The organism is Streptomyces sp. NPDC001156 (assembly GCF_053598275.1).
The window spans coordinates 24489-41504 of record NZ_JBSFJX010000027.1 but is presented as its reverse complement, the minus strand read 5'-3'; the positions used below and the strand labels follow the sequence as shown (position 1 = coordinate 41504).

The 17016-nt window shown below is 71.9% G+C and carries 14 protein-coding genes; 7 read left to right on the top strand and 7 right to left on the bottom strand.

Features of this window, described 5'->3' with window-relative positions; translation table 11 throughout:
• Nucleotides 1-45 precede the first annotated feature (45 nt).
• The 3 genes from ACWDA7_RS16325 to lnt are packed head-to-tail and all read right to left on the bottom strand — an operon-like array spanning nucleotide 46 to nucleotide 3033.
• Nucleotides 46-828: a 3-hydroxybutyrate dehydrogenase gene (locus ACWDA7_RS16325; RefSeq protein WP_450604871.1), complete on the bottom strand. Its 783-nt coding sequence runs from the start codon at nucleotides 826-828 to the stop codon at nucleotides 46-48.
• 54 nt (nucleotides 829-882) lie between these two features.
• A complete protein-coding gene (locus ACWDA7_RS16320) occupies nucleotides 883-1362 on the bottom strand; it encodes an NUDIX hydrolase (protein WP_450604869.1) in 480 nt (159 codons plus the stop codon).
• 9 nt (nucleotides 1363-1371) lie between these two features.
• On the bottom strand, nucleotides 1372-3033 hold the full coding sequence (gene lnt / locus ACWDA7_RS16315) for an apolipoprotein N-acyltransferase (protein WP_450604867.1): 1662 nt from the start codon (nucleotides 3031-3033) through the stop codon (nucleotides 1372-1374).
• A 296-nt stretch (nucleotides 3034-3329) separates the two neighbouring features.
• Between lnt and ACWDA7_RS16310 the strand changes: the two genes are divergently transcribed.
• Nucleotides 3330-4316, top strand: a complete 987-nt coding sequence (locus ACWDA7_RS16310; protein WP_450604865.1) for an O-antigen ligase family protein — start codon at nucleotides 3330-3332, stop codon at nucleotides 4314-4316.
• 130 nt (nucleotides 4317-4446) lie between these two features.
• Here ACWDA7_RS16310 and ACWDA7_RS16305 read toward each other — a convergent pair whose 3' ends face one another.
• Entirely contained in the window at nucleotides 4447-4980 is a 534-nt protein-coding gene (locus ACWDA7_RS16305) for a hypothetical protein (RefSeq protein ID WP_359396486.1), read from the bottom strand.
• Nucleotides 4981-5072: 92 nt separating this feature from the next.
• Nucleotides 5073-5861 carry a glutamate racemase gene (locus ACWDA7_RS16300; RefSeq protein ID WP_450604862.1) on the bottom strand — a complete coding sequence of 263 codons (789 nt, stop codon included), beginning with the start codon at nucleotides 5859-5861 and terminating at the stop codon, nucleotides 5073-5075.
• 57 nt (nucleotides 5862-5918) lie between these two features.
• Between ACWDA7_RS16300 and ACWDA7_RS16295 the strand changes: the two genes are divergently transcribed.
• On the top strand, nucleotides 5919-7094 hold the full coding sequence (locus ACWDA7_RS16295; RefSeq protein WP_450604861.1) for a glycosyltransferase: 1176 nt from the start codon (nucleotides 5919-5921) through the stop codon (nucleotides 7092-7094).
• Between the two features lie 33 nt (nucleotides 7095-7127).
• On the opposite strand, the gene ACWDA7_RS16290 is transcribed toward ACWDA7_RS16295, so the two are convergent.
• A complete protein-coding gene (locus tag ACWDA7_RS16290) occupies nucleotides 7128-8516 on the bottom strand; it encodes a TerD family protein (protein ID WP_450604859.1) in 1389 nt (462 codons plus the stop codon).
• A gap of 286 nt (nucleotides 8517-8802) precedes the next feature.
• Here ACWDA7_RS16290 and ACWDA7_RS16285 point away from each other — a divergent pair, with 286 nt between their 5' ends.
• The 4 genes from ACWDA7_RS16285 to ACWDA7_RS16270 all read left to right on the top strand — a co-directional run bounded on the left by ACWDA7_RS16285 (nucleotide 8803) and on the right by ACWDA7_RS16270 (nucleotide 13523).
• Nucleotides 8803-9249: a DUF6643 family protein gene (locus ACWDA7_RS16285; protein WP_359396494.1), complete on the top strand. Its 447-nt coding sequence runs from the start codon at nucleotides 8803-8805 to the stop codon at nucleotides 9247-9249.
• A 48-nt stretch (nucleotides 9250-9297) separates the two neighbouring features.
• Nucleotides 9298-10125, top strand: a complete 828-nt coding sequence (locus tag ACWDA7_RS16280; RefSeq protein ID WP_450604858.1) for an MOSC domain-containing protein — start codon at nucleotides 9298-9300, stop codon at nucleotides 10123-10125.
• A 233-nt stretch (nucleotides 10126-10358) separates the two neighbouring features.
• Nucleotides 10359-10964 carry an Rv1733c family protein gene (locus ACWDA7_RS16275; protein WP_450604917.1) on the top strand — a complete coding sequence of 202 codons (606 nt, stop codon included), beginning with the start codon at nucleotides 10359-10361 and terminating at the stop codon, nucleotides 10962-10964.
• Nucleotides 10965-11084: 120 nt separating this feature from the next.
• Nucleotides 11085-13523, top strand: coding sequence for a right-handed parallel beta-helix repeat-containing protein (locus ACWDA7_RS16270; RefSeq protein WP_450604857.1), 2439 nt, complete (start codon nucleotides 11085-11087; stop codon nucleotides 13521-13523).
• Here ACWDA7_RS16270 and ACWDA7_RS16265 read toward each other — a convergent pair.
• On the bottom strand, nucleotides 13493-15892 hold the full coding sequence (locus ACWDA7_RS16265) for a hypothetical protein (RefSeq protein WP_450604855.1): 2400 nt from the start codon (nucleotides 15890-15892) through the stop codon (nucleotides 13493-13495). The genes ACWDA7_RS16270 and ACWDA7_RS16265 overlap by 31 nt on opposite strands.
• 278 nt (nucleotides 15893-16170) lie before the next feature.
• Here ACWDA7_RS16265 and ACWDA7_RS16260 point away from each other — a divergent pair, with 278 nt between their 5' ends.
• Nucleotides 16171-17001, top strand: coding sequence for a DeoR/GlpR family DNA-binding transcription regulator (locus tag ACWDA7_RS16260; RefSeq protein WP_450604853.1), 831 nt, complete (start codon nucleotides 16171-16173; stop codon nucleotides 16999-17001).
• Nucleotides 17002-17016: the final 15 nt, after the last annotated feature.

The window sequence follows — 17016 nt, the reverse complement described above, 5'->3', positions numbered from 1 at the left end:
GCCCGCCCCGACCTGCCCTGTGGACAACTTCTGGCATGCCCCCGCTCAGTGCGCCGTCCAGCCGCCGTCGAGGACCATGGACGTGCCGGTCACGAAGGAGGCCGGTGGGCTGCACAGATAGGCCACCGCCTCGGCGACCTCCTCCGGCTCGATCAGCCGCTTGAGGGCGCTGTCCTGGAGCAGCACCTCGGACAGCACGCGCTGTTCGGGGATTCCGTGCGCCCGGGCCTGGTCCGCGAGCTGTTTCTCGACGAGGGGCGTGCGCACGTACGCCGGGTTCACACAGTTCGAGGTGACTCCATGGGGGGCGCCTTCCAGCGCGGCTGTCTTCGAGAGCCCTTCGAGTCCGTGTTTGGCGGAGACGTACGCGGACTTGAACGCCGAGGCGCGCAGTCCGTGGACCGACGAGATGTTGACGATGCGGCCCCAGCCCTGTCCGTACATATGGGGCAGCGCCCCGCGGATGAGCCGGAACGGAGCCTCCAGCATGACCGTCAGCACCGTGTGGAAGACGTCGGGCGGGAACTCCTCCAGCGGGCGGACCAGCTGCAGTCCCGCGTTGTTGACGAGGACATCGGTGCCGGCCGCGACGACTTCGGCCGCGTCCAGGTCGGTCAGGTCGAGGACCTGCGGTTCCACGCCGCCTGGGAGGCCGTGGGCGGCGCCGCTGAGGTCGTCGAGTCCGGCGGCGTCCCGGTCGACCGCTCTCACCTTGGCCCCGGCGGCGGCCAGCCGCAGCACACAGGCGCGGCCGATGCCGCTGGCGGCACCGGTGACGAGGGCGGTGCGTCCGCGGAGGTCGAGGGTGGTGAAGTGGGGCGCGGTCATGGATCGACCCTAGACACCGCCACTCCCCCACCCCATATGGTCACCACCCATACTTCACAAGGAATTGGTGGGGCTGAACCATGTGGGTGCATCCGACAGCGCCTGCTTGATCCGAAGCAGTCCGAACTCGTTCAGCTCCGGCAGCGCGTCCACTGTGAACCAGCCGACGTCCAGCGACTCGTCGTCGTTGACACGCGCCTCGCCGCCGACGGCCCGGCAGCGGAACGTGATGTCCATGTACTGGCACCGGTCACCGTTCGCGTACGTCACCGGCTCCAGAGCCTGCACCAGCACGACCCGTTCGGGGACGCAGCGCACCGCCGTCTCCTCGTACACCTCGCGCTCGGCGCAGGCCGCGGGCTGCTCTCCCGGCTCCGGAATGCCGCCGATCACCGACCACCTTCCGGTATCGGCGCGACGCCCCAGCAGCACCCTGCCGTCGTCGTCGAAGACGATGGCCGTGACGCCAGGGAGCCAGAGCAGCTGATGACCGGCGTCGGCACGGATGGTCCGGATGAAATCGGGAGTAGCCATGGCCAGACCCTAACGGGCCGGTTCCGTTACTCCCGGCGCGTCGGCCCGGACGTCCCGAATGTCGCGGTCGCGGCGGCCACGGACGGCCGACACCACGACCCAGCCGAGCCCGCCGGCCGCGACGAGGACGAGCAGTGTCTCGGGCAGGGCGCCAAGCCGCGTGGCGGGTGTCGAGGAGGAACGCAGCGGCACCTTCTGCACGAGCGAGTCCGCCACGAACATCCCGGTCCGCTGGGTGATCTTCCCGTCCGGCATGATGATCGCGCTGACGCCGCTGGTCACCGGCACGGTGACGGTCCGGCTGTGCTCGACGGCCCGGACGCGGGACATGGCCAGCTGCTGATAGGTCATCTCGCTGCGGTCGAAGGTCGCGTTGTTACTGGGCACCGAGATCAGCTGGGCGCCGTCCGTGACGGTGCTGCGCACGGTCCAGTCGAAGGCGGCCTCGTAGCAGGTGACGAGCCCGACCTTGGCGTTCGCCATGGTGAACACGCCCGGCTTGTGCCCCCGGCTGAAGTCCTGGCGCACCATCGCCGTCCAGTTCTGGTTGATGGCACCGAGGAGCGAGCGCAGCGGGAGGTACTCGCCGAACGGCTGTACCTGCCGCTTGTCGTACGTGTCCACCGGGCCCTTGTCCGGGTCCCACAGGATCTGCTCGTTGTAGAGCTTGCCGTCGCGCTCGACGACTCCACCGACCGAGACGGGTGCGCCGATGGCCTTCGCGGCGGCGTGGATCACGGCGGCGGCGTCAGGGTTGGCGAACGGGTCGACGTCGGAGGAGTTCTCCGGCCAAAGCACCAGGTCCGGCTGCGGCACCTTGCCCGCCCTGACCCTCTCCGCCAGGCGCTCCGTCTCCCGCACGTGGTAGTCGAGCACGGCACGCCGCTGTGCGTTGAACTCGAGCCCGGAGCGCGGCACATTGCCCTGGATGACGGCGACGGTCGCCGTGCCGTTCTCGGCCTTGTCGCTGACCAGGGAGCGGGCGGCGACGGCGCCCACCACCGGGAGGGCCACGGCGATCAGCGCGACAGCGGCCGCACCGCGGCGCAGTACGCCGCCGGCGCGCCGTGCGTCCACGACGACGCGCACGACCTCGTACAGCCCGAAGCCGCACAGCACGACGGCGAAACCGAGCACGGGAGTGCCGCCGACCGCGGCGAGCGGCAGGAAGACGCCGTCGGCCTGGCCGAAGGCGATCTTCCCCCAGGGGAAGCCGTCGAACGGCGCACGCGCGCGTGCCGCCTCCCCGGAGATCCACACGGCCGCCGCCCACACCGGCCAGCCGGGCAGCCGGGAGACCAGGGCGACACCCGCGCCCACCAGCGCGATGAAGATCGCCTCCACCGCGACGAGGGCGATCCACGGGCCGGGGCCGACCTCGACCCCGGTCCACACGAGCAACGGCAGCAGGAAACCGAGACCGAACAGGTAACCGAGACCGAGGCCGGCCTTCCAGGTGCGGCCGCGCAGCGCCCAGCCGAAGACGGCGAAGGCCGGGAGGGCGAGCCACCACAGGGTCCGGGGCGGGAAGCTGACGTAGAGCAGCACTCCGGAGAGGGCCGCGGCGGCGGCCGGGACGAGGCGCCGAACCCGGCGGACACCTCGGGGTGCGGGCGCTGCCTGGGGTTCGAGCCGTTCCGGCTCGCCCACGGAAGTTGCGGTGACGGTCACCCGGGGAGTCTACGGCGCGTGACCGAACCGCGGACAGTTCGATCCGCTCCCGCGCTCCGGCCGTTCTGCCTGGTCCTGTGCCCCTTGGACCGGACGTTCCGCTCCATGGTTCCTGCGCAACTCATCCACAAACCGGCGCATCAGCCGTTAGCGTGTGCGCGAGCCTCCGGCGACCGGCCCGAACCGGCCGAGTCGGTCGGGGCCCGGCACAGGGGGGCGGCGGGGTGGGATCCACGGGGACGGCGTCCGCGACCGGGGTCACGGACGCGGACGACGACAGACGAAACGTTTCGGATGTGACAGGTGTCCTGGTGCTCGGCGCCTGTGCGGCATGGTCGCTGATCACGGCCGCCGCGCATGGCGGCCGGCCTGAGGGCGATCTGCTCGCGGTGCTCGCGGTCGCCGCCGGCTATGCGTCCGGGCGCATCGTCGGGGCCCTTCTGCCCGTCGCGGCGCCGACCGCGGGCGCCCTGGCCGGTCTCGGGCTCGCGGTCGCCGCTCCGTATGTCAGGGCGAACCCGCAGTTCGTGACGCCACTGGGACACACCGGCGCGGTCGCCGCACTGCTCACGCTCTCCTCAGGGGCGGCGTGCTGTGCCGCCTGGGCGGCCCGCACTCCGGCACAGCGACTCGCGCTGCACCTGGCGGCCGCGGGGATCACGGTGGCCGCGGCGGCGCTCGACTCGACGACGGGTCTCCTGGCCTGCGCCGGCGTACTGCTCTGCTCACTCGCCGCAGGCCGGATGCGCCACCGCGGCCCGGCGCTGGCCGCCCTCGCGCTCGTCGCGGCCCTGGCGGCGGGGACGACCTGGGCAGTCGCCGAGAACGTACTGCCGGACGGCCTGAGCGCCTTCCTGGAGGAACAGCTCAGCGGGCACCGGGTCATGCTCTGGCGCGAAGCGCTCACCCTGGTCCACCAGGATCCGGCGTTCGGCGCGGGACCAGGCCGCTTCGGGGAGCTGAGCCCCACCGCCACGCAGTCCCTCATGCCCGACGGCAAGCCCCACTCGGCGGCATTGCAGCAGGCGGCGGAACAGGGAGTGGTCGGCGTGGCCCTGCTCGCGGCGGCCTTCTGCTGGGTTCTGTACGCACTGTGGCGCACTCAGCGGCCCACGCCGATCGCACTCACGGCCGGCGCCGCTCTGACGGCACTGGCAGTGATCGCCTCGGTCGGCAACGCGCTGAGCTTCACCATAGTCACCGCGGGCGCGGGACTGCTGGCGGGCATCGCGACGGTGCGTCCACTGACGGACGGGCAGCGGGCAGAGCAGGAGGCGGACTAAAGGGGGCAGCGTTGCGAGGAAGGGCCTGTCAGTCGCGAAACACCCGCTCGACCGGGCGTCAGCCGTCTGATCCGTCGGCCGTCTGATCCGTCAGCCGTTCCCCGCCTGCGCCGTCACATGCGGGCGCAGGTCAGTGCGTGGCACCGGGCAGGCTCGAGTGCAGCCGGGCCCGGATGACCCGTACCGCCGACTCGGCGTTGTCCACGGTGATCGTGAAGGTGTGACCGTCCCAGAGGCGCAGCACGACGCCCTCACCGCGCCGGACGACCACCGCGGTGCCCTTCTCCGGCCGCCAGCGATAGCCCCAGCCGCCCCACTGGCGTGGTGTGACCCGTGGGACGAATTCGGCACCGGCGACGAGCGAGAGGGGGATGCGGCGGCGCGGTACGCCAATGTGGCCGCAGCGCACCTCGAGGCACTCTCCGTCGACCTTCACCGCGACGTGCACGAACGCCAGGGTGCCGAAGAGGACGAGCAGTCCGGCCGCGATACAGCCGACGACGGACATGACGAGCGGGGCGACGCCGGACGTCCACGCGGAGTCGACGGCCAGTTCGATACCGAGTGCCATGCACGCGGCACCGCCGAGCGCCAGCAGCCACTGGGCCCGGTTGGTCGCGCGTCCGGTCCAGATATCGGGGTCGCGCTGGGCGTGGTCCCTCATGCATCGAGAGTACCCAGCTTCCGGAGCGCGGGCACGGGGTCGCGTAGGGTCACCGACTCTGAGGCCCGCCTCGCGGGGCGTGGATCGGCGCCTCAGCGTGCGGGGCTGACCGCCTGGAGGGCCCGGCCCTCGGGGTAGGCCAGCGCCTCGGGCGGCAGCACACCCTCGCGACCGCTGAGCAGCACCACGAGTCCGCCTTCGGCGGCATCCTGCGGCGCCACCGCGTCCGCTCCGATCCGGCGCAGCGCCTGGGCGGCCACCGCCCCGGCCGTTCCGTGCAGGATGAGCGGCGCGAGGCCGGGTTGCTGCACGGCCTCGCGGATACGGTCGGCGACCAGTTCGTAGTTGGTGCAGCCCAGAACGACGGTGGTGACGTCTTCGGGGGTGAGCACCGCGGCCGCCGCGATGGCGGCGTCCACCGCCGGGTCGTCGGCGTGATGCACGGCGTCCGCGAGACCGGGGCACGGCACCTCGGTGACAGTCACCCCATCGGCGAAGTCCCGGATGAGATTGCGCTGGTAGGTGCTCCCCGTGGTGGCGGGCGTGGCCCAGATCGCGATGGGTCCGCCGCCCGCCGCGGCGGGCTTGATCGCCGGAACCGTGCCGATGATCGGCAGGTCCGGTTCGAAACGGGCACGCAGGGCGGGCAGGGAGTGCACGGACGCCGTGTTGCAGGCGACGATCAGGACGTCGGGGTCGTGTGCCGCGGCGGCCTCGGCGACGGCCAGGGCGCGCGCCGTGATGTCCTCCGGCGTGCGCGGCCCCCAGGGCATTCCGTCCGGGTCCCAGGACAGGACGAGATCCGCGTCGGGCCGCAGACGCCGTACCGCGGCAGCGGCGGGGAGCAGGCCGATTCCGGAGTCCATGAGCGCGATCTTCACCCGGCCACGATAGACGATGTGCCACGATCGGCCCTCCGGGTGGGGCAGACTGCGCGCGTGAACGCCATCGTGTGGATCGCCGCGGTATCGCTCGCCGCCTGGCTGTGGCTGTTGCTCGCTCAAGGCCTGTTCTGGCGCACGGACGTCAGGCTGCCGCCGCGGACGGATCCCGGCCAGTGGCCGTCCGTGTGCGTCGTCGTGCCGGCACGGGACGAGTCCGCGGTACTGCCGCACAGCCTTCCGTCGCTGCTCGTGCAGGACTATCCCGGTCGCGCCGAGGTCTTCCTCATCGATGACGGCAGTTCGGACGGCACCGGGGACCTGGCACGGGACCTGGCCGAGCGGCACGGCGGACTGCCGCTGACCGTCGCCTGCCCGGGTGAGCCCCCCGCGGGCTGGACCGGCAAGCTGTGGGCGGTGCGTCACGGGATCTCTCTCGCACAGCCGCGTGCCCCCGAGTATCTGCTCCTGACGGACGCCGACATCTCCCACGCCCCCGACAGCCTGCGGGAACTGGTCGCGGCGGCGCACACCGGAGGCTTCGACCTCGTCTCGCAGATGGCCCGGCTGCGGGTGGAGAGCGTGTGGGAGCGGCTGGTCGTACCCGCGTTCGTGTATTTCTTCGCCCAGCTGTATCCCTTCCGCTGGATCGCGGTGCGGGGATCGCGCACGGCTGCCGCGGCCGGCGGTTGCGTGCTGCTGCGCACCGAGGCCGCCGAACGGGCGCGCATTCCCGACGCCATCCGTCAGGCCGTCATCGACGATGTGGCGCTCGCGCGGGCGGTCAAGAAGAGCGGCGGCCACATCTGGCTGGGGCTCGCGGACCGCGTCGACAGCGTGCGCCCCTATCCACGGTTGCACGACCTGTGGCGGATGGTCTCGCGCAGCGCCTACGCCCAACTGCGGCACAACCCGCTGCTGCTCGCCGGCACCGTGCTCGGCCTCATTGTCGTGTATGTGGTGCCGTCCGCCGCACTGGTCGCGGGTCTCGTCACGGGGAACGTCGCGGCGGTGGTGATCGGCGGGCTCGCGAAACTGGTGATGACAGCCACGTACGTGCCCATGCTGCGCTACTACCGCCAGCCGACGTGGCTCGCCGTGCTGCTGCCGGTCACCGCGTCGCTGTACCTGCTCATGACCGTCGACTCGGCGGTGCAGCACTACCGGGGGCGCGGCGCGGCCTGGAAGGGCCGTACCTACGCCCGCCCGGACGCGGCGTTCGACGAGCAGTGACCCGACCGGTCGCGGGGCGACCGGCCCAGTGGGTCACTTCCTGCCGGGGGTCCAGTTCATGCCCCACCCGTAGGCGTGGTCGATGGTGCGCTGAGGACTGACGCCGCGCTCCGGGACCAGGTAGCGCGCCTCTCGCTGGACGACCAGGTCGCCGCCGGTGTTGGTGATGAGGGCGAGTGCGCACACGGTCGATGGCACCGTGCACTCGTCGAGGGAGAACTCGATGGGCGCGCCGTGCTGCGGCTGGAGCGTGACCGTGGCGTGCAGATCGGCGAAGGAGCGGGCGCCTTCATAGATCGTCACGAAGATGAGGATGCGCCGGAAGCGCTGCTTGTGGTCGAGGTTGACGGTGAGGTTCTCGCCGCTCTCGACGGCGCCGGTGCGGTCGTCGCCGTCGAGGTGGATGTACGGCGGCTGGTGCACGGACCCGAAGGCGTTGCCCAGCGCCTGGACGACTCCCTTGCTGCCGTCGGACAGTTCGTACAGCGCGCACAGGTCCAGGTCGAGGTCCGCGTGCATCGCCACCGCGCGGCCGCGTTTGCTGTCCCAGCCCGAGAACTGTTTGCGTACTTGCCAGTTGAGGTTCACCCGCATGACACCTGACGTTCCACCCTGTTTGGTGAGGGAGACCGAGGGGGCCTGCTTGGTGAGTGTGACCTTGGTGAGCCGGACGGGAGCCGGGGGCGGCGGCGGAACAGAGGGCGCGGGCGCACCGTACGGGGCGGCCGGGGACGGCGGCGCATACGGGGCAGGGGGCGGCGGCGGTGCGCCGTACGGGGAGGTGGGAGGCGGCGCGGTGACCGGCGGGGCGACCGGTGGCGCTGCGGGAGCGGGCACGGGAGCCGAGGCGTTGGGCCAGTCGACGCGCGTGAAGGGGGCGGCGGGCGGCGCCGTGTGCTGCGGCTCGTCCACCGTGATGCCGTAGTCGGTCGCCAGGCCCTCGAGCCCGCTGCTGTAGCCCTGACCGACGGCGCGGAACTTCCAGGCGCCCTGACGGCGGTAGAACTCCCCCAGCACGAAGGCGGTCTCGACGGTGGCGGCGGGGTCGAAGCGCGCGACCTCCGCACCCTGCTCGGCGTCCAGCACGCGGATGTAGAGACCGTTCACCTGCCCGAACGTCCCCCCGTCGGCGGAGGCGGCCAGCACCACCGACTCGATCGCGGGCTCCACGCGCGCGAGGTCCACGAGCAGCGTGTCCGTCACGTGACCGCCGACGTCCCGCTTCCCCTCGTGACGCACCGCTCCTGAGGAGTGATTGGGCTGGTTGTAGAAGACGAAGTCACCGTCGGTACGGACCTTGCCGGAGACCAGCAGCAGCGCCGAGGCGTCCGCATCGGGCACGCCCGGTCCCGAACGCCATCCCAGCTCGACGCGCAGCGCCTTCGTGGGAACCGGAAGGTTCGACCCCTTCGGCATTGACATGTCCGCCCCCCATCGAGTGTCGCCGCACCGAGCCCGGGCAGCGGGTTGCAACCGTTCCGGCCAACCTATTCCCCCGGGGTGCAAACTCCCATGAGCCCTCCGCGAAGACGCTTGGTCAACCGCCGGTAACCCGCTGGGAACTCGGCCTTTACACGATCCAAACACCTTTTGCTGCCCTTTTTTGCCAAGTTCGCTCGCATTGGGGCTCCCACGTCACCCCGGACACGGAAAACAACCCTCTTATCGGTCTCCCCAACCAGCACATCGTGGGCTTAACTTATGTGCCATGACCTCCCCCCGCTCCACCTATGGCGGCGGCTACTACTCCGCGTCGCCCTTCCCGGACACTCCGATCTACGACAGGCTCGTCGCCGAGCGGGGCACCCCGCAGATCGCTCCGATCCGGGTCCCCTCCGCGTACGAGACGCCGGGCAGCAACCTGCCGGCACTGCCGTCCGCGCTCCCCGCGCTGCCGGCCGCACCCTCCCCCCATGTCCCGTCCTACGGCTACCCGCAGGCTCCCCAGCCGGCGCCGCTGCAGCAGGCCCCGACCGCGTACATTCCGCAGCAGGCCGTCGGCCCGCGTGGTTACCCGGGCCCGCAGCAGATGCAGCAGCCGCGCCCCATGGCCGCGGGCACGGGCTACGAGGCGATGCGCCCCGCGGCGCCGCGTCCGGTCCCGACTCCGTACCAGGACCCGTACAACAACGGTCAGCAGTACCGCGGCTACTGATCCGCGCCACGGCATGAGGCCTTCGATCTGCGATGGCACGATGGCCTCATGCCGAATCCAGCGCTGCACTCGATTCACGTCCACCCGGTCAAGGCACTGCGGGGCCAGGCACCCCGCGAGGCCGTGGTGGAGCCATGGGGGCTGGCCGGGGACCGGCGCTGGGCACTGATCGACGAGGCCGGCAAGGTGGTCACGCAACGCGAGCACCCGCGCCTGGCACTGGCCGCCGCCGAGCTCCTGCCCGGCGGCGGCGTCCGTGTGTCCGCCTCCGGCCTGGAGCCGCTGACCGTGGCCGTGCCCGAACCGGCGGCCACCACGATCGCGAGATGGTCGGGCGAGAAGATCGAGACGGTGCCCGCGGGCGCCGAGGCAGGTGCGTGGTTCAGCGCCTACCTCGGTGAGGGTGTGACCCTGGTCCACCTCGACGACCCCGCCGTCCGCCGACCCATCGACGACCCGCCGTACGGCCGCCCCGGCGAGCGGGTCAGCCTGGCCGACGGCTACCCCCTGCTACTCACCACAGCCGCGTCCCTGGACGCCCTGAACTCCCTGATCGAGCAGGGCGATCACCCGGGCGAGGGCCCGCTGCCCATGAACCGCTTCCGGCCAAATCTCGTCATCGCCGGAACGGAACCCTGGGCCGAGGACGACTGGAAGCGGATCGCCGTCGGAGAGGTGACCTTCCGGGTCGCCAAGATGTGCGGACGCTGCGTCGTGACCACCACGGACCAGCAAACCGCCGAACGCGGCAAGGAGCCGCTGCGCACGCTGGGCCGCCATCGCCGCTTCGGCGGCAAGCTGATCTTCGGCCAGAACCTGGTGCCGGAGACGACCGGCAGCGTCCGCATCGGCGATCCGGTCACGATCCTCGAATAGGGCGAGGCGAGAGATCGGTGGTCCCCCGGCCGGCCGCACCGCCGGCCGGCGAAGTTCCGCGATTCACCGCTCGGGCGGGAACCCAGTCGACTGACACGGTCGTTGAGTCGGTGTGAGAAGTCCGTGAGAGACGCGTGAGGCAGGGGAGAGGTGATTTGGCTCTCTCTTACCCGGTCTCGGAGGCGGACGGCCGGCTGCGGGAGTTATCACGGAGGCGTGAGGGGGTGGCCACTGTGCGAGCGATCAGCGGCCTGTGGCGCTGGCGGCGCAATCCACTGCGCCGTGGCACCGATCTGGCCGAGGCCTGGCTGGCGTTGACCGTCCTCTTCCTGATACTCGTCACAGCTCCCCTCGTCGGGGCCGTGACCGGATCAGTCGCCCAGGGCTCCCTGCAGCGGGCCGTCCGCGAGCAGCAGCGCTCCAGACACCTGGTGGCGGCCACCGTGGTCAAGAAGCTCGGGCCTGCCCCCATCGACGCGGACCCGGAATCCACGGCGTCGCGGGACAGACACAGCCGCGTCCTCGCCGACTGGACCGCACCGGACGGCACCGCACAGCACGGCGCGGTCATCGCCGACCTCAAGTCCCCGCACCGGGGCGACCACTTCCCCCTCTGGACCGACGGCCACGGGCGGATAACGGGCCGTCCGCTGGACAGGGCCAGCGCGACGACGCACGCCGTGCTGGCGGGCATCGGCGCGGCCGCGATGACCGCGGGTCTCATCGAGGGGTGCCGCCGGCTGATCGTCTGGCGCATGGTCCTTCGCCGGTACGCGCGCTGGGACCGGGCATGGGACAGGGCGGGCCCGGACTGGGGCCGCACCGGAACGGGCAGTTGAGCTCCGCCTCCGGTCAACCGGCCGCGTCCGCGCACGCTACGGTGGACCGGCCGGACCGGTCCGCTGTCCGGCATCTTCGCGAGACCCGCGTAAGTACGAGGTGGGGGGCACAGCATCGCCATGGCACAGGGCACGGTCCAGGTGACGCACACCGGCACATCGCGGTGGCGGCGCCGCACGGGTGAGTACGCATCGCTCGCCGCCGCCCTGGAGGCCGCGGGCGACGGAGATGTGCTCACCATCGCTCCCGGCACCTACCGGGAGAACCTCGTCGTCCAGCGGGCGGTGACCCTGCGCGGCCCCGAAGGCTCCCCCGGCTCCGTGCGCATCGCTCCGGTGGACGGAGTGCCGCTGACCGTGCGCGCCTCCGCCGTGATCCAGGACCTGCACGTCGAGGGTCAGGACGCGGCAGCGCCCGCGCTGCTGGTCGAGGAGGGCACGCCCGAACTGACGGACCTGCGGATCATGACCCGGTCGGCGGCCGGCATCGAGGTCCGCGGCGGCGCGCGCCCCACGGTGCGGCGGTGCACGGTCGACAACCCGGCCGGCATCGGCATCGCCGTCGTGGACGGCGGTGGCGGTGTGTTCGAGGAGTGCGAGGTCGTGGCGGCCGCGCAGTCCGGCGTCGCGGTCCGCGGCGGCGGACGCCCGCGGCTGGAGCGCTGCCGGGTCCACCACACCTCGGGCGCGGGCCTTTCGGCGACTGGGGAGAACTCCTCGCTGGAGGCCGTCGGTTGTGAGGTGTACGAGATCCGGGGCTCCGGTGTGCAGGTGACCACGCGGGCCACGGCACATCTGACCGACTGCGATGTGCACCGCACGACCGCGGACGGCGTCACGCTCGACACGGACGCGGTACTGACGCTCGCCGACAGCCGCATCCACGACATCCCGGAGAACGCGGTCGACCTTCGGTCCCGCTCGGTCCTCACGCTGACCCGCACGACGGTACGCGAGTTCGGGCGCAACGGCCTGTCCGTGTGGGACCCGGGCACCCGGGTGGACGCCAACCAGTGCGAGATCTTCGACAGCACCGGCGACTATCCGGCGGTGTGGATCAGCGACGGCGCGACCGCGGTCCTGGAGTCGTGCCGGGTGCACGACGTGCCGGACGCCTTGTTCGTCCTCGACCGGGGCTCGCGCGCGGACGTCGTGGACAGCGACCTCACGCAGGTGCGCAACACGGCGGTGTCGGTGAGCGACGGCGCCACCGCTCAGCTGGACGACTGCCGGATCCGGGACGCGGCGACGGGCGCCTGGTTCCGGGACCACGGAAGTGGCGGAACGCTGTCCGGCTGCACCGTCGACGGCACCCAGACCGGTGTCATCGTCACCAAGGGCGCCGATCCCACCATCGAGCGGTGCTCGGTGACCTCGCCGGCGGAGGCGGGTTTCTACGTCTCGGCGGGCGGCCGGGGCAGCTTCCTGAACTGCCGGGTCACCGGCAGCGGCGGCTACGGCTTCCATGTGATCGACGGCTGCCGGGCCACCCTGAGGAAGTGCCGCACGGAACGATGCGCACGTAAGGGCTACGAGTTCACGGACGGCGCCCCGGGAGCGTCCGACGGCGGTGCCATCGTCGAGGACTGCACCAGCGACGAGAGCGCCGGTGTGCGTCCGACCGCCGCACTGGAGACCGCCGTGCAGACGGCGGACCGGTCCCCCGGTCTGCTGGGCTCCATCCCCGGCCAGCGCACGACCGAGCAGGAGCCGCTCCTTGTGCCCCTCCCCGAACCGGACAAGCCCACGCGCACGTCGAAGGCCGTGCTCGGCGAACTCGACGCGCTGGTCGGCCTGGAGAGCGTCAAGCGCGAGGTACGCGCCCTGATCGACATGATCGAGGTGGGGCGCCGACGGCAGGAGGCCGGGCTCAAGGCGGCGTCCGTACGGCGGCATCTGGTGTTCACGGGCTCCCCCGGCACCGGCAAGACGACGGTCGCCCGGCTGTACGGGGAGATCCTGGCCTCGCTCGGTGTCCTGGAGAAGGGTCATCTCGTGGAGGTGTCCCGGGTCGACCTGGTCGGCGAGCACATCGGCTCCACGGCCATCCGCACCCAGGAGGCCTTCGACCGGGCCCGCGGCGGGGTGCTGTTCATCGACGAGGCGTACGCGCTGTCGCCGGAGGACTCCGGGCGCGACTTCGGCCGCGAGGCGATCGACACACTCGTGAAGCTGATGGAGGACCACCGCGAAGCGGTCGTGGTGATCGTGGCGGGTTACACCACCGAGATGGAGCGCTTCCTGTCCGTCAACCCCGGTGTGGCGTCCCGCTTCTCACGGACCATCACCTTCGGTGACTACGGCCCCGAGGAGCTGCTGCGGATCGTGGAGCAGCAGGCCGAGGAGCACGAGTACCGGCTGGGGCCCGGGACCGGCGAAGCGTTGCTGAAGTACTTCACGGCGATCCCCAAGGGACCGGCGTTCGGCAACGGCCGCACCGCGCGCCAGACCTTCGAGGCAATGGTGGAACGGCACGCGGGCCGGGTCGCCCAGCTGGTGGAGGCGAACACCGACGATCTGACCCTGCTCTACCCGGAGGACCTGCCGGAGCTTCCCTGATCCGGGCTCCCGGCATCCGTGCTCCCGGGCTGCGCGCCCGGCCCTGGAGGCGTTTGGGCCGGCCTCGGTCCCGGGATGCCCGGCCGCAGCCGCTCCAGCAGGTGCTCGCGCTCCTCGGCGAACGCAGGGTCCGTCGGGTAGCCCCCGTGTCCGAGGATCGGCGCGGGCAGCGGGTGGCGTTCGGTGCGGCCGTAGGCGCGCGGGTCCTTCAGCGGTGCCCGGTCCACCTGCGGGCCGCACTCGCCGGGCAGCCCGATCGGACCGCCGATGGGGTCGGTGAGCCGATACAGATTGCGCCAGCAGACGACCTCGCGGTGCAGTGAAGTCAGCGCTGCCGGGCCGAAATACGCCGGGAACCAGCGCCCGTACAGCCGCTCCAGGGGCGAGCCGTACGTCAGAAGGGCCACGTGCCTGCGTACGGAGGGCTTGAGCTGCCAGGCGGCGGCCGCCGCCAGCACGCTGCCCTGCGAGTGGCCGCAGAGGACCAGGCGTCCGCCGGTGGTACTCGTCCAGGTGGCCATGCGCCAGGTCAGGTCGGGCACCGCGCGCTCGGCGTAGCAGGGCGGGGCGAAGGGGTGGGCGGCGCGCGGCCAGAAGGTGCCCACGTCCCACAGGATGCCGATGGTGCGCCGCGCCGAGGCGTCCTTGTACGCCCGGCGTCCCCAGGTGACGAACAGAAGGAAGCCGACGCCGATCAGCCAGGAGCCGAGCGTCTGGGCGGTCTCGGCGGCGCCGCTGACGAAGGGCGAGGTGCCCTCTGCCGCCCGGTCCGGGGTGGCTCGGGTGGCCAGGGCCCCCACGAGGGCGGCGGCGCCGAGGAGGAGTGTCGCGGCGCACGTGAAGGCGATGAGAAGCGGGGCCCGGTCGGTGAGCGCGGCCATGGCACGCGTGCCGGCGATCTGCGCGGTGCGGGCGTCGTCCTCGGGCTGGCCCGGGTAGTCGAGTTCGACCGCGAGCTTCTCGGCACGTCGCAGCACCGCAGTGCGCCGCACCAGCCAGGCGCCGACGCCGAGCAGCACGAGCAGCAGCGGAGGGATCGTGGACGCCTGCCAGGTGAGCAGTACGGGCGGGCCCGCGATGCTGTGCACGGTGCCGTCCAGCCAGTCGGCCACCCGCTGGGCCACGCCGCCGGACATCACCCCGCCGAGCGCACAGGCCAGCAGCGCGACGGCGGGTCCGGCCAGTCCGCGCATGGCGGTGCGGGCGTCGGGGCGGGCCCGGTAGAGGACTTGGGCCACCACGCCGAGCACCAGGACGAGCAGTCCCTGGATCAGGGCGAGCGTGCCGAAGGTGGCGTCACCCGGCAGCAGCCCCGTCGACCTCCAGTTCGGGCGCGACCAGCCGGCGTACACCGCGGTCGCCACGAGCAGAGCGAGCGCGCCGGCCGGCAGCAGCCGCACCACTGTCCCGTCGAGATCCGTGTCGAGCCGGTCCTCGGTGCGGCCCCGGCGGCACACCACCCACGCCACGACCACCGTGCCGACAAGGAGGCCCGCACCCAGGAGCCAGCCGACGACCTCGAGTCCGGCGGAACCGTGGTGGCGGTCGTACCGCACGGCGCAGGTGCCGAGGGCGGCGGCGACGGTCAGGAAGCCCGCGGCGGTGTGCGCGGCGCGCAGCCGGGCCACCAGGCGGCGTCCGTACCAGAACCCGGGGCGGCCGAGTGCGATGCGGTGCTGCTCCCCGTCCGGCTCGGTCTCGTCGGCGATGGGCTGCTGCGACTCGTAGGCGCTCCAGGTGCGGCGCGACAGATACCAGAGCAGGCCGGTCAGTGCCGCGGGCACCAGCGCCGCCAGCACCAGGCGCCGCCCCGGCTGGCTCCACCAGCCATGGTCGGACAGGGCGGGCGAGAGGAAGCCGAGCCACGTGTGCCGCGCGGCACACGCGCGGGTGCCCGCGCACTGCCAGGCAGTCAGATCGAGGGCGACCTCGCAGGCGGCGGCGACCAGCAGCACGGTCAGGGTGAGCCCGATGAGGCGCACGATCAGGCCGTACAGGCGCACGGTCCTTTGCCGGCCCGTCGTCGTGGGGCGCATCCAGTGCGCGAGGTTTGCCACCATGAAGGGCAGCAGCAACAGCCACAGGGCACGGGCGGCGTTGCCAGAAGTGAGGTTGCACCACACATACGCCTCGGGCACCGGCCGGTCCCCGCGCTCCCCTGGGTTGCGTTCGGCGTCGGCGTCGGCGGTGCGCCGGTAGACGGCGGCCGTCTCGTCGCCGGTGATCCGGACCGTCCGCGGATCGCCGAGCATCTCCTCGGGCGTGGTGCCACCGACCCCATGAACCAGGAGTTCCAGGGCCATTCCGGGCCGCGCGGTCCGTCGGCCGGTGTCGCCGCGCTCCCCCTCGTGTTCCCGTGCACGCTCCACTGTTCTGCACTTCCCCCGCGCCGCCTACCGTGTGTCATGTGCAGGCAGATGATCTCCTCTGTCACGGGTGCGCACACCCGTTGTCACGGAATCTCCCCGATACGGGTGACTCCTGCGGACAGCGGATGGTGATTCCTGCGGTACGGGGGGTGGCGCCACCGGCGGCGACCCATGCGAGGATGGGGCCGTCCCCGGCACCCATGGCGGGAGAATGGCCTTGTCGGAGCCGGTGTGGACGCCAAGCCGCAGCAGATCGGGCGAAAGGGAGCGAAGCGGACGTGAGTGAGAATCAGAACCTCCTCGCGGAACAGCGCCGCGCCCTGATCGTGGACGAGGTACGACGGCGCGGCGGGGTTCGCGTGAACGAGCTGACCCGCAGGCTCGGCGTCTCCGACATGACGGTCCGGCGCGACCTCGACGCGCTCGCCCGCCAGGGCGTACTGGAGAAGGTGCACGGCGGCGCGGTGCCGGTGGTGGAGGCGAGCACCCACGAGCCGGGGTTCGAGGCCAAGTCGGGTCTGGAGCTGACGGCCAAGGAGGACATCGCACGGACCGCGGCCGAGCTGGTCGCACCGGGCTCGGCGATCGCTCTGTCCGGCGGTACGACGACATACGCGCTCGCCCACCATCTCCTCGATGTGCCGGATCTGACCGTCGTCACCAACTCGGTGCGCGTGGCCGACGTCTTCCACTCGGCGCAGCGCACGTCCGGCCAGCGGCAGGGCGGCGCCACCGTCGTACTGACCGGCGGTGTGCGGACTCCCTCCGACTCGCTTGTGGGGCCCGTGGCCGATCAGGCGATCGCCTCGCTCCACTTCGACCTGCTCTTCCTCGGCGTCCACGGCATATCCGTGGTGGCGGGCCTGTCGACGCCGAACCTGGCGGAGGCGGAGACCAACCGGCGGCTCGTGCAGTCCGCACGCCGGGTCGTGGTGGTCGCCGACCACACCAAGTGGGGGACGGTGGGGCTGAGTTCGTTCGCCGCGCTGGAGCAGGTGGACACGCTGGTGACCGACGGGGGGATGCCCGCCGAGGCGCGCAGGGAGATCGCGGAGCACCTCAGGCGGCTGGTGGTGGCCGGGGAAACCGAAGAGGATACAGACATCTGACGGCTCACCGGCTAT

Bases quoted from the DNA above. Each gene is read 5' to 3' on its own strand.
- ACWDA7_RS16325 (WP_450604871.1), bottom strand. From the start codon at position 828: ATGACCGCGCCCCACTTCACCACCCTCGACCTCCGCGGACGCACCGCC.
- ACWDA7_RS16320 (WP_450604869.1), bottom strand. From the start codon at position 1,362: ATGGCTACTCCCGATTTCATCCGGACCATCCGTGCCGACGCCGGTCAT.
- ACWDA7_RS16305 (WP_359396486.1), bottom strand. From the start codon at position 4,980: ATGAGGGACCACGCCCAGCGCGACCCCGATATCTGGACCGGACGCGCG.
- ACWDA7_RS16290 (WP_450604859.1), bottom strand. From the start codon at position 8,516: ATGTCAATGCCGAAGGGGTCGAACCTTCCGGTTCCCACGAAGGCGCTG.
- ACWDA7_RS16285 (WP_359396494.1), top strand. From the start codon at position 8,803: ATGACCTCCCCCCGCTCCACCTATGGCGGCGGCTACTACTCCGCGTCG.
- ACWDA7_RS16280 (WP_450604858.1), top strand. From the start codon at position 9,298: ATGCCGAATCCAGCGCTGCACTCGATTCACGTCCACCCGGTCAAGGCA.
- ACWDA7_RS16270 (WP_450604857.1), top strand. From the start codon at position 11,085: ATGGCACAGGGCACGGTCCAGGTGACGCACACCGGCACATCGCGGTGG.